This window comes from Arthrobacter sp. 9MFCol3.1 (assembly GCF_000620385.1).
GTDB lineage: Bacteria > Actinomycetota > Actinomycetes > Actinomycetales > Micrococcaceae > Arthrobacter.
Map to the genome: position 1 here is coordinate 159,149 of NZ_JIBJ01000009.1, position 11,950 is coordinate 171,098.

An 11,950-nucleotide genomic window follows, 5' to 3' on the forward strand; every position below is an offset into this window, starting at 1 on the left:
GAGGCCGAGGCCGTGGCGGTGGATGAGCGGGGTGTGCTCCGGTCGTTAAGAGACAGCATCGTCGGCTCACTCATACTTCGACTTGAAACTTCAGGTCCTCCGGAAGAGGCGTTCGCATCCTTGAGCGCCGCCTATGCTGCCGCCTCAGCCCTACTTCCGGACCCGGTCTCACCGCCGCCCGTTGCGAGGACGGCCCAAGGCCCTGTCGTGATTCTCGACGAGTTATGGGACCACAAACGGGTGCCGGCCATTCTTCAGGCTATTGCTGACAGCCTAGCCACGTCGGGCATCCGAGGTCACCTGCGATCCTGCGGGACCGCGCGGCTTGGCCCCGGCGGCCTCCAGGACTATGCATGCTGGACAGCAGCGTTTAGCCCTGTCGGAAGCCGATGGCTTAGACCGGCACCGGCCGGACGCGAACGGCGCGTAGGAGACCTTCAATGGCGCATCGAACAGGATGCCCTCGACAAGATCCTCGGACATGCCCTGAAGTGGTGCACGGTGGAAGGAGGGACGGACTATTTTGGCATGGGCATGCACCGCTTCAAATGCCTTCCGGAGGAGCGGCGGGGGCTCTTCTCGGCGGCCTACAGGGCGCGAGGAGAAGCGAGCATCATTAGCTTCGACGGGCTTCAGAAGGTTCGTAAGGTCGACTTCTCGCTGGAAGGCTACGTGATGTATCAGCAACGGGACATCTCGCTCACAAGGGAGAAATCCGTTCGGGACATGACCCAGGTCCTGGTGCATCTGGCTGATGAACTCCAGTATGGGTTGGTCAAAGGGGGCAACTGGATGAGCGGAACTTTCGGACCGCTGCTTGACACCAATTGGCCCGAATTCGAGGGACCGCACGGGTGGATGCGTCAAGCACATCCGGTTCTTGATCGTTACGTACCCGACGCTTACGGGGTGCAGGTCCTGGGACCGCTGCACGACCGGAGCTTGTTTCCGCCCGATTGGATCCTCTCGCCCGCAGGGGTGGACAGAGTTCTCACCGTCCACCCGGACTTTGACGCGTGGTTCGGACGCGATCACCCCGACGCGCAACTCGTCGAGTCCGGCCGGGAATGTCTCAGTGGCATGCTATTTACCCAGGCCCTGGGCATGGAGCTCAATCGTGAGACCTTCCCTTAGTGCTACCCGCTGTGATCAGCCGGGCACCCCGTGAAACCACGCTTGGGCGTCTGGTGCTGAAGGATCTCCGGATAGTGTCTTCGCATGAGCGAATCGTTCCGCCAACTGCTGCGCGCCCTGCCCGACTTCCCGGAAGTTCTCCCGGACTTCGACCCGGACTCGGCGCCCGCGGACCCCGCGGAGCTGTTCCGGCTCTGGCTGGACGAGGCCCTGGCGGCCGGGGTGCCGCAGCCCAACGCGTGCAGCCTGGCCACCGCCGATGAGCACGGCCGGCCGTCGTCGCGGATGCTGATCCTGAAGGACATCGACGCCGACGGCTGGCACTTCGCGACCTCCCGGGAATCCCGCAAGGGCAAGGAGCTCACGGCCAACCCGCGTGCGGCGCTGAACTTCTTCTGGCAGCAGCAGGGCCGCCAGGTGCGGGTGGCCGGGGACGTCGTGGAGCTGTCCGCGGAAGCCTCGGCCGCCGACTGGCGCGCCCGGCCCGGCGCCGACGGCGGTGACAATCCGCTCTGGCAGCTCTACGCCATCCGGCCCCGCGAAATCGAATTCTGGCAGGCCCGGCACGACCGCCGGCACATCCGGCACCGCTACGCGCCCCGCTGACCGGGCAACGCTCAGTTAATCCAACTTAATCGGGTGGCTCGGTTTAGGATGGGCGCCATGACCTCAATCACACCAGAGAACCTTCGGGCAGAACTGCACCGCGCCGCCGGCGTCGTGGCCGGAATCGCCGCGAAACTGACGGAACAGGACATCAAAGCGCCGTCGGAACTGCCCGGCTGGAGCCGCGGGCACGTGCTCGCCCACATCTGCGGGATCGCCAACGCGATGGGCCGCCAGCTCGAATACGCCGCCCGCGGCGAGGCCGTGGAACTCTACGACGGCGGCTTCGAGGGGCGGAACCGCGCCATCGAGATGGCGGCCGGCCACACCCTCGCGGAGCACCGGGCCGACCTCGACGCAGCGTTGGACCGGGCCCTGCGCGCCTTCGACTCCCTCGACGCGGCCGGCTGGCGGGAGCCCATCACCTACCGCGGGGGAGTCGTGTTCGACGGCGGCCTGGCACTGTGGCGTGAACTCGTCATCCATGCCGCCGACCTCGGCACCGGCCACGGACCGGAAACCTGGAGCCGCCCCTTCTGCGGGCATCTTTTCGAGTTCCTCTCCGCCCGGGTACCCGAGGGCCAGCGCTTCGTGCTGCAGCCACTCGGCCTGCCCGCGGTGGCCACCGGGAGCGGCGGAAAATCAACCGTGATCAATGGCATGCTCACGGACATCGCCGCGTGGCTCGCCGGCCGCACGCCCACCCTCGGCAGCCTGCGCGCGACCGCAGCGGCCGACGGCGTCGACCTGCCGGAGCTACTGCCCTGGCCCGCCGGTGTGCCCGTCAACAACTGAGCCCGCGGGGCCCGGCAGGCCTGGGACTATGGCCTAGGGCCGTGCCGTCGCGAGGGCTACTTCGCGTTCCCGGTCCAGCAGGCTGCCCTTGACGGCCAGCCCCCAGCGGAAGCCGCCCAGCGTCCCGTCGGTGCGGATCACGCGGTGGCAGGGAACAAACAGGGCCGCCGCGTTGAAGGCGCAGGCACTGGCCGCCGCCCGCACGGCCTTGGCGTTGCCGGACAGCTCCGCATACTCCGTGTAGGTCACTGGGCGCCCCGGCGCGACCGTGCGCAGCACATCCCAGGCATGGCTGCGGAACGGACCGGACTTCTGCAGCACCGGCACTCCCATGGCAGGCTCCGGATCGCCGGCGTAGAACGCCTCCACGGCCTCGGAGATGTCGCCGAGCCCGGTGACGGTCTCGAAGTCGGCCGGCAGCAGGTCAGCGTGGATCTGGCCCGTCAGCTCGCCGGGAACGGCGGTCCAGCCCGATGACAGGACAGCGCCGTCGCGGGCAATGATGGTGAACGGACCGTCCGGGGTGGACATGATCAACAACTGGGCTTTCATGGTTTCGCTTTCTTCGGAGTCTGTTTGTTGTCCTTAGTTGGAGCCTGCCTCGGCGGCAGGGACGGCTTGCGCGCCGCGGCCTGGGCAGCCGCTGCTGCGCGCCACAGGTGCATGGTGGCGTAGGAGCGCCAGGGGCTGACCTCACGGAAATCGGAGGTCAGGGTTGCGCCGTCGGGAGATTGGGCCAGTGAGCGGATGCCGTTGCGGACCGCGGCGTCGTTGGCCAGGAACACATCCGGCGCGCCGATGACCCGCATCGCGACGTATCCCACGGTCCATGGTCCGACGCCGGCCAGGGGCAGGAGTTTGGCCTCGAGCCCCCGCACGTCATCGCCATAGCCGAAGTCGAGGTCGCCCGAGGCCATCGCCGCCGCGGCGCGCCGGACAGCATCGATCCGCCGCTGAGGGCCGCGGAGCAGTTCGAGGCCGGTCCCGGCAATCTCGGCGGCCGTCGGGAACAGTCGGTGGAGGCCGTCGTCGGGCACCAGGCTCGCGCTCCCGGCCGCGGAAAGCTGGACCAGGGCGGTCCGCGCGGCGGCCACGGTGATCTGCTGGCCGATCATCGCCCGGATCAGCAGTTCCTGCGGATCAACGGCGCCGGGCATCCGCATGCCGGGCGTGCGCGCCACCGCAGCGGCCAGCCGGGGGTCGGCCGCGAGGGCGGCATCGATGGCGACGGGATCGGCGTCCAGGTCCAGCAACCGGCGGACCCTGCTCAGCAGGGCGGCCAGATCCCGGAGGTCGACGGCGCCAATGGTCAGCACGAGCGGACGCCCGGCCGCGCCGGCGTCGTATTCCACCCGGAAGCGGGCATCGCCGTGGGGCAGCCGCAGGGTCCGGGCGTAGGAAGTGGACGTTCCTTCCTCGATCCCGGGGATGGCGCGGACTGCCAGGAAATCGAAGACGCCCGGGTCGAACGGTTCGCGGTACGGAAGGTTGAGCGTGAGCGCTGTGGTCGCCGCGGGGGAGCGGTGATGCCTGGCTGTGGCCCGGAGCGCGGAAGGCGTCATCGCAAAGACCTCGCCGATGGTCTCGTTGAACTGGCGCACGCTGCTGAATCCTGCGGCGAAGGCGATGTCCGAGACTCTCATGCCGGTCGAGACCAGCAGGGTGCGGGCGGTCTGGGCGCGGCTCGCCCGCGCCAGGGACAGCGGGCCAGCGCCGAGCTCGTGGCTGAGGATCCGGTTCAGCTGGCGCGAGGAGTAGCCGAGCCGGGCCGCCAGCCCCTCGACGCCGTCGCGGTTGATCACGCCGTCGTTGATGAGCCGCATGGCCCGGCCGGCGACATCGGAGCGCACGTTCCAGGCCGGCGTGCCGGGCACAGCCTCGGGCAGGCAGCGTTTGCACGCACGGTAGCCGGCATCGTGCGCCGCGGCGGACGTTTCATAGAACGTGACGTTGTCCGCCTTGGGCGTCCGCGCCGGGCACGACGGCCGGCAATAGATGCCGGTGGTCCGGACAGCGGTGTAGAACTGCCCGTCGAATCGGGTGTCCCGGGCATCGATTGCCCGGTAGCGCTGCCAGAAGTCCATCACCCCATCCTGCCAGCTTCGCGGAACAGCTGCTAGCGGAATTCGGACACGGCCGTACGCTCCTTCGGCGGTGTTTGTTAAAGTCTGAGCATGACTTCCAGCCCGCTGCCTGCCGAGTCCGGCGCGGCCGGGTCCGTCCGCGAGCTGCTCTCGGCCGATGCCCGGCACGTGGCACCGCTGATCCTCGGCGCCGTGTTGACGCACGACGGGCCCGGCGGATCCGTCTCGGTTCGGATTACCGAGGTGGAGGCCTACCTGGGCCCGCATGATTCGCACCACCCTGACCCCGGGTCCCACACCTTCCGCGGCCAAACGGCCCGCAACGCCCCGATGTTCGGCCCGGCCGGCCACCTCTACGTGTATTTCACGTATGGGATGCACCATTGCGCCAATATCGTGTGCGGCCCCGAGGGCGTGGCGTCGGCGCTCCTGCTGCGGGCCGGCGAAGTGGTCGCGGGACATGAGCTGGCGAGGGCCAGGCGGCCGACGTCGAAATCGGACAGCGACCTCGCGAGCGGGCCTGCGCGGCTGGCCACCGCGCTGGGGTTGACGACGGCGGACAGCGGGCGGGATGCCCTCGCGCCGCCGTTCCGGCTGGAACCGGCCGCGCACCCGCCGGAGGGGGTCGCTGCGGTCATCAGCTCCGGTCCGCGCGTCGGCGTCTCCGGCGCCGGCGGCAGCCACGAGTACCCCTGGCGGTTCTGGCTCAGCGGCGACCCGACCGTCTCCCGCTACAAGGCGGCAAAGGCGGCAAAGCCGGCAAAAGCGCCTAAGCCGCCAAAGCCGGCAAAGGCGCCAAGCGTCCGCGGCGCGTAGCGTGGCGGCACTCGGTACACACCGTGCCGGCTCCCTGATGCCGGCATGTGCGGTGGGGGATGATGGAGCATTATGGGCGAGGGGAAGCGCGGCAAACCGGGCAGTGAGCTGGAGCGGCTCCAGATCTTCGCGGAGCTGGCCACCGAATACTTCCGCATGGTGGAACTGTTCACCCCTGACGGCGGGCCGGTCGCGGCGGACTCCGTCGAGGCAGAGCGCCGGCACTGGGTCGAGCTCTTCCGCGCTGCCCTGCTGCGCAAATTTATCGTTCCCGAAGAACACGTTTCGCTCAAACTCGTGGTGCGGGCCCTGCGCCTGTGCAACTACTCGGCGGACTCCCGGATAGCCCAGGGCGCAGCGGAAGCGGCCGGGATGTTCACCAACGGGATGATCCGGGACCGCGAGGCGCTGATGGCCGAAATCGCCTCGGCTGACCATGACTTGTTCGAGGACGTCCTCTACGGACGGCTCCTTCACGGCGACGCAGACAGGTTCCGCCGGTCCGGATGGGCCGGGGACTACGACCGGCTGAGCAGCGTGGCGGCCGGGCGGTTCGAGGCCGAGCGCGCGCTCCGGAAAGCGCTGGGCGTCGTCTCCTACGGGCTCGCGAACGAACTCCTGCGCCCGCCGGAACCGGACTCCGTGCCTCCGGAAGCTGTCCCTCCGGAAGCTGTGCCTCCGGAAACTGTGCCTCCAACGGCGCGGGACTAGGGGTTCCAGGTAGCGGCGAAGCTGCCCAGCCCGTAGTCGGCGCCGACGGCGAAGGGGGCGAGGCGGCGCCGCAGGCCTTCGCGCACGTGCGGCCACTCCTGCGCGAGGATCGAGAAGACCGCGGTGTCCGCTCGTCCCCCGCCGGGCGCCGCGCGGTGGCCGCGGAGGACCCCCTCGAATTGGGCGCCAAGCCGTTCGATCGCCGTCGCGCTCCGGGTGTTGCGGGCATCGCAGCGGAAAGCCACCCGGTCCACTTCCAGTACCTCATAGGCGTAGGCGAGGAGCATGTGCTTGCTCGCCGGATTGACGTGGCTGCCCCAGAATTGCCGACCGTAGAATGTTCCGCCGATTTCCAGGCGTTGCTGGGCCGGAACGTAGTCGCGGAGGGACGTCGTGCCCAGCAGGGCTCCGGTGCGCCCGTCCGTCACGGCGAAGGGGATGGTGGCAGGATCCTGCAGCCGTGACTGGAACAGCACTGCAAGTTCGCGGGCCGTCCCAGGCATGGGCGCCGCCATGCCGGCCCACATGCCGGCGTCCACAAAATCAAAGAGGCCCGCAGCATGGTGCGGGGCCAGCGGAACCAGGCGAACCCCATGGCCGGAGAGGACGATTTCGTGTCGCATTCGAGCATTCAATCATCGGCGCGATGGACGGGAGCGGCGAATCCGGCACCGACAGCGTGAACATTGGATGGCCGGTGGGTTGCCGCGGAGTCGCCGGCGCGGGAGGCCGCGGCCCGGCAGCCTTCCTGCTACCAGCCAGTAAGGTGGATGGGTGAATCAAAGCGAGCCGAACCAGACGACGACTGCAATGCCGGTGGATGAGCTGATCAAGAGCCTGTGCGCCACCATCCCGGACTATCCCAAACCAGGAGTCAGCTTCAAGGACCTGACCCCGGTGTTCGCCGACGGCGCCGCCTTCGGGGCCGTGGTCGATGCCCTGGTGGGACCATTCCAGGGCCAGTTCGACGCCGTCGCCGGAGTGGAAGCCCGCGGCTTCCTGCTCGCGGCGGCCGCCGCCTACGCCACCGGGACCGGAGTCATCACGGTCCGCAAGGCCGGCAAACTGCCGCGCGAGGTGTTCTCCGAGGACTACGCCCTGGAGTACGGCACCGCCACCCTTGAGCTGCACACCACGGACCTGGCGCCGGACAGCCGGGTGCTGATCCTCGACGACGTGCTGGCCACGGGCGGTACGCTCGGCGCCGCGGCGCGGCTGTTCGAGCGGTGCGGGATCCACGTGGCCGGCATCGGCGTGGTCATGGAACTCGACGAACTTGGCGGCCGCACAGCCCTGACCGGCCACAACGTCCGGTCCCTGCTGCGCATCTAGCGGCCTGCCGGGCTGGACCATCCGGGACGTGTCGGTAGAATTCCCTGACGAAGACTGCCTTGGCATTGTTTGGCGACATGCAACAGCCGTGCCCGCCGAAATGGCTGTAGAATGGTGGGTCCGTCTTTTTCGATAGGGGAACGTTCGATGCACGACGCTGATTTGGCCCATGAACGCGACTATGTGGCCGGACTTTACGCCCGGCTCGATGAGTTGCGGGCGGAGAAGCGCGCCCAGCTGGCCCAGGTGCGCCGGGCCGGTGCCGTGGGCACCATGCAGAACGTTTCCGAACGCGATGCCTTCGCCGCCCTCTACGAGGACCGCCTCGCCCAGCTCGACGCCGTCGATGACCGGCTCGTGTTCGGCCGCCTGGACCTGGATTCCGGGGAGGCCCAATACATCGGCCGCATCGGTCTGACCACCGAGGACCTGCAGCGGCTCATGGTGGACTGGCGTGCGCCCGAGGCCGGCCATTTCTACCAGGCCACGGCGTTCGACCGGCAGGGCGTCCGCCGCCGCCGTCACCTGATCCTGCAGGGCCGCGAGGTCAAGGCAATCGAGGACGACGTGCTCGACGCCGACATGCTCGCCGACAACGATTCGCTCCAGGGCGAGGGCGCCCTGCTGGCTGCCCTGAACTCCAAGCGGACGGGCCGGATGTCAGACATCGTCGGCACCATCCAGTCCGAGCAGGACCGGATCATCCGTTCCTCAATCTCCGGCGCCCTCGTGGTCCAGGGCGGGCCGGGCACGGGCAAGACCGCCGTCGCCCTGCACCGCGCCGCGTACCTGCTCTACACGCACCGGGACCGGCTTAAGAGCGCCGGCGTCCTGCTGGTGGGACCGACGTCGTCCTTCATGAAGTACATCGAACGCGTGCTGCCCTCGCTCGGCGAGACCGGCGTCGTCATGGCGAGCCTGGGCCGGCTCATGCCCGGTATCACCGCCGTCGCAGAGCCGGACTCCGCCGTCGCCGCCATCAAGGGCCGGCTCGACATGGCCGAGGTGGTCGCCAACGCCGTGGCCAACCGGCAGCGCATTCCGGCCGGAAACCGGACCCTGGAGGTGGACGGCCGCAAGCTGGTCCTCACGCCCAGGCAGGTCCGCCGCGCCAAGGAAAGGGCGCGCGCCACCGGCAAACCGCACAACGAGGCCCGCGTCTCCTTCGTCAAGATCCTGCTCCGCGAATTGACCGAGCAGATGACGGAGCTGGTGGAGGCAGGCAACATCGGCAACAACGCCGACCGCTCCTACCTGGCCGAGGACGTCCGCTCGGCCCGGGATGTCCGGATCGCCCTGAACCTGTGCTGGATGCCGATGACCCCGGAGAAGCTCGTGGGGGAGCTGCTCAGCAAGCCGGCCATCCTCGAGGCATGCACCCCGCATCTCAGCCCGGAGGAACGCGCGTTGCTGCTCCGCCCGGCCGATTCGCCCTGGACCGAGTCCGACGTGCCGCTGCTGGACGAGGCTGCCGAACTGCTGGGCGAGCTTGATGCCGCCGCCGGGCGCGGCCTCGCGCAGCAGGAACAGGACCGTGCCCGCGACCTGGCCAACGCCAAGCAGACCCTGGTCAACATGGAAACCGCCGGCGTGGACGTCCTTGTCACGGCCGAAGACCTGGTGGACCAGAACCAGGAGCGCGAGACGCGGCTGACCGCTGCAGAGCGTGCCACCACGGACCGTTCCTGGGCCTTCGGGCACATTGTGGTGGACGAAGCGCAGGAGCTCTCACCCATGCAGTGGCGGCTGCTGGTCCGCCGCTGCCCGCTGAAGTCCTTTACGATCGTGGGCGACATCGCCCAGACCAGTTCCGTTGCCGGCGCCAACTCCTGGCACAGCGCGCTGGGCCCCATGTTCGGCGACCGCTGGCAGCTCGAGGAGCTGACCGTCAACTACCGCACCCCGTCCCAGATCGCCGAGGCCGCCGCCCGCATGGCGACCGCGGCCGGACTGGTGGTTTCGGCGCCCAAGGCCGTGCGGGAAGGGCGCTGGTCGCCGGTCATCGACAAGGTCGGCGAGGGCGAGATCGTCAAGAAGCTGGTTGAGGTGCTTCCGGAGGAACTGGAGGCCATCGAGGGCGGCCTGCTGGCGGTCATCGCCGACGGCGACCTTCTCCCCGAGGCCGGCGCGGCACTGCAGGCCGTGTACGGCCACCGTGTCGGCACAGGCGCGGGGAGTTATGCGCAGGACATCGTGGTGATCAGTCCCCGCGAGGCAAAGGGACTGGAGTTCGACGGCGTCGTGGTCCTGGAACCGACGGACATGCTCAACCACGAGCACGGCCGGGTGGGCGACCTGTACGTGGCCATGACCCGGCCCACCCAGCGCCTGCGGCTCATCGCCGCCGCCGGGGTCCCGGCAGGCATCGAGGAGTAGGCCCGGGCCGGCGGGCGTCACCTGCGCTGCGGCCCGGTTGATCCTGCTAACTTAGATTCCGTGTCCCAGCTAAATATTCTCGATGCCCAGCAGAACGATCCCAGCTTTGCCAATATCTGGCAGGAGTTGAAATGGCGCGGCCTTGTCCACGTCTCCACGGATGAGGCGGAGCTCGAAAAGCTCCTCGCCGGGGACCCCGTGACGTATTACTGCGGCTTCGATCCGACCGCGCCGAGCCTGCACCTGGGCAACCTGGTCCAGCTGCTGCTCATGCGCCGGATCCAGCTGGCCGGCCACAAGCCGCTCGGACTGGTGGGTGGCTCCACGGGCTTGATCGGCGATCCGCGTCCGACGGCGGAACGCACCCTCAACACCAAGGACACTGTGTCCGAGTGGGTGGGCTACCTTCAGGCCCAGGTCCGCCGCTTCCTGAGCTTCGAGGGCGACAACGCAGCCCGGATGGTCAACAACCTGGATTGGACGGCGCCCCTGAGCGCCATCGACTTCCTGCGTGAGATCGGCAAGCACTACCGTGTCGGCACCATGCTCCGCAAGGACGCCGTTGCCTCCCGCCTCAGCTCCGATGAAGGCATCAGCTACACGGAGTTCAGCTACCAGATCCTGCAGGGCATGGACTACCTGCAGTTGTTCCGCGACTACGGCTGCATGCTGCAGACCGGCGGCTCGGATCAGTGGGGTAACCTCACCAGTGGCACCGAGCTCATCCGCAAGGTCGAGGGCAAGCATGTCCACGCCCTAGGAACGCCGCTCATCACCAACTCTGATGGCACCAAGTTCGGCAAGAGCGAGGGCAACGCGATCTGGCTGGATCCGGCCATGTGCAGCCCGTACGCGTTTTACCAGTTCTGGCTTAACACGGCGGACGCCGACGTCGCGGACCGACTCAAGGTGTTTACCTTCCTGAGCCGCGCCGAGATTGAGGAACTGGAGCTCGCGATTGCCGAACGGCCCTTCGCCCGCGAGGGCCAGCGGAAGCTGGCCTACGAGGTGACCTCGCTCGTCCATGGCGTGGACGCCACGGAGAAGGTCATTGCGGCTTCCGCCGCGGTGTTCGGCAACGGCGATCTTTCCGTACTGGACGAAGCGACATTGAAGGCGGCGACCTCCGAGCTGCCCTCGGCCACCGTCGACGCCGGCGCCCTGGGGATCATCGAGCTGCTGGTCGCCTCCGGTCTGTCTGAGAGCAAATCCGCCGCACGCCGCACCGTGGGGGAGGGCGGCGCCTACGTCAACAATGCGAAGGTATCCGATCCCGACGCCGTCATCGCGGCCAGCGAGTTGCTGCACGGGCGCTACCTGCTTCTGCGCCGGGGCAAGAAGAACCTGGCAACGGTGGAAATCGCCGCGTCCTGACCAGTACCGGATCCTGAGCGGTATCGGCTACTGACCAGTACCGAAAACGCACCTGCACGCTCCTTCCCGGCCGATTTGCACGGCCGGGGAGGAGCGTGTATTGTTTTCTGAGTCGCCGCCGTTGAGCGGTGACAAACCCCCACAAAAGAGAAGCAATTCTTCATGCGCTAGGCGCACATAATGAAAATTGCTTCAATTCTGCTGGGCGGATTCGCTCCACGAAGTGAAATTCCGATGAAAATCGCGAATTTGCAAAGTGGAAATGAATGAAATAAGCTGTAAACATCGCAGCGAAGAAAAACGAAATAAAGAATTCATGGAAATGAATTGTTTCGGCAAGTATTCGAATGTGTCTGTTGTTTGAGAACTCAATAGTGTGCCAAGTTTGTTGATACCAATTTATTGTATTGAATTGGTTGAATTTGCCGGACCCCGCCACCCCGTGGTGTGGTCTGGTGTTTTTAGCTGGTTTCAAATTTTGTGCAGCGTGTGCATCCCGTTTTCCCGGGGGCGCATGTTGTGTCTGTTTTTCTTCAACGGAGAGTTTGATCCTGGCTCAGGATGAACGCTGGCGGCGTGCTTAACACATGCAAGTCGAACGATGATCCGGTGCTTGCACCGGGGATTAGTGGCGAACGGGTGAGTAACACGTGAGTAACCTGCCCTTAACTCTGGGATAAGCCTGGGAAACTGGGTCTAATACCGGATATGACTCCTCATCG

11 protein-coding genes and 1 rRNA gene are annotated in these 11,950 nt (G+C 67.2%); 9 read left to right on the forward strand and 3 right to left on the reverse strand.

Going from position 1 to position 11,950, the window contains the following annotated elements; translation table 11 throughout:
* Nucleotides 1-207: 207 nt before the first annotated feature.
* The 3 genes from C560_RS0111750 to C560_RS0111760 all read left to right on the forward strand — a co-directional run bounded on the left by C560_RS0111750 (nucleotide 208) and on the right by C560_RS0111760 (nucleotide 2,535).
* Entirely contained in the window at nucleotides 208-1,134 is a 927-nt protein-coding gene (locus C560_RS0111750) for a hypothetical protein (protein WP_155855773.1), read from the forward strand.
* Between the two features lie 84 nt (nucleotides 1,135-1,218).
* Nucleotides 1,219-1,740, forward strand: coding sequence for a pyridoxine/pyridoxamine 5'-phosphate oxidase (locus C560_RS0111755; protein ID WP_026538357.1), 522 nt, complete (start codon nucleotides 1,219-1,221; stop codon nucleotides 1,738-1,740).
* A 57-nt stretch (nucleotides 1,741-1,797) separates the two neighbouring features.
* Complete coding sequence (locus tag C560_RS0111760) at nucleotides 1,798-2,535, forward strand: maleylpyruvate isomerase family mycothiol-dependent enzyme (RefSeq protein ID WP_026538358.1); 738 nt, start codon at nucleotides 1,798-1,800, stop codon at nucleotides 2,533-2,535.
* A 33-nt stretch (nucleotides 2,536-2,568) separates the two neighbouring features.
* On the opposite strand, the gene C560_RS0111765 is transcribed toward C560_RS0111760, so the two are convergent.
* Nucleotides 2,569-3,087 (reverse strand): methylated-DNA--[protein]-cysteine S-methyltransferase, encoded by a 519-nt coding sequence (locus C560_RS0111765; protein WP_026538359.1) that lies wholly within the window; start codon nucleotides 3,085-3,087, stop codon nucleotides 2,569-2,571.
* Nucleotides 3,084-4,619, reverse strand: a complete 1,536-nt coding sequence (locus C560_RS0111770) for an AlkA N-terminal domain-containing protein (protein ID WP_026538360.1) — start codon at nucleotides 4,617-4,619, stop codon at nucleotides 3,084-3,086. The genes C560_RS0111765 and C560_RS0111770 overlap by 4 nt, the downstream gene beginning before the upstream one ends.
* A 90-nt stretch (nucleotides 4,620-4,709) precedes the next feature.
* Between C560_RS0111770 and C560_RS0111775 the strand changes: the two genes are divergently transcribed.
* Together C560_RS0111775 and C560_RS0111780 are read left to right on the forward strand one after the other, a co-directional pair.
* Nucleotides 4,710-5,435, forward strand: a complete 726-nt coding sequence (locus C560_RS0111775) for a DNA-3-methyladenine glycosylase (protein WP_026538361.1) — start codon at nucleotides 4,710-4,712, stop codon at nucleotides 5,433-5,435.
* A 72-nt stretch (nucleotides 5,436-5,507) separates the two neighbouring features.
* Nucleotides 5,508-6,146, forward strand: a complete 639-nt coding sequence (locus C560_RS0111780) for a hypothetical protein (RefSeq protein WP_026538362.1) — start codon at nucleotides 5,508-5,510, stop codon at nucleotides 6,144-6,146.
* Here C560_RS0111780 and C560_RS21670 read toward each other — a convergent pair.
* Nucleotides 6,143-6,769 (reverse strand): GNAT family N-acetyltransferase, encoded by a 627-nt coding sequence (locus C560_RS21670; RefSeq protein ID WP_051533125.1) that lies wholly within the window; start codon nucleotides 6,767-6,769, stop codon nucleotides 6,143-6,145. The two genes, C560_RS0111780 and C560_RS21670, sit on opposite strands and share 4 nt — an antisense overlap.
* A 187-nt stretch (nucleotides 6,770-6,956) precedes the next feature.
* Here C560_RS21670 and C560_RS0111790 point away from each other — a divergent pair, with 187 nt between their 5' ends.
* The 4 genes from C560_RS0111790 to C560_RS0111805 all read left to right on the forward strand — a co-directional run.
* Nucleotides 6,957-7,478 (forward strand): adenine phosphoribosyltransferase, encoded by a 522-nt coding sequence (locus tag C560_RS0111790; protein WP_026538363.1) that lies wholly within the window; start codon nucleotides 6,957-6,959, stop codon nucleotides 7,476-7,478.
* A 147-nt stretch (nucleotides 7,479-7,625) separates the two neighbouring features.
* Nucleotides 7,626-9,854: a HelD family protein gene (locus C560_RS0111795; protein ID WP_026538364.1), complete on the forward strand. Its 2,229-nt coding sequence runs from the start codon at nucleotides 7,626-7,628 to the stop codon at nucleotides 9,852-9,854.
* Nucleotides 9,855-9,914: 60 nt separating this feature from the next.
* On the forward strand, nucleotides 9,915-11,228 hold the full coding sequence (gene tyrS / locus C560_RS0111800) for a tyrosine--tRNA ligase (RefSeq protein WP_026538365.1): 1,314 nt from the start codon (nucleotides 9,915-9,917) through the stop codon (nucleotides 11,226-11,228).
* A gap of 533 nt (nucleotides 11,229-11,761) precedes the next feature.
* Nucleotides 11,762-11,950 (forward strand): 16S ribosomal RNA (locus C560_RS0111805); the annotation flags it as partial.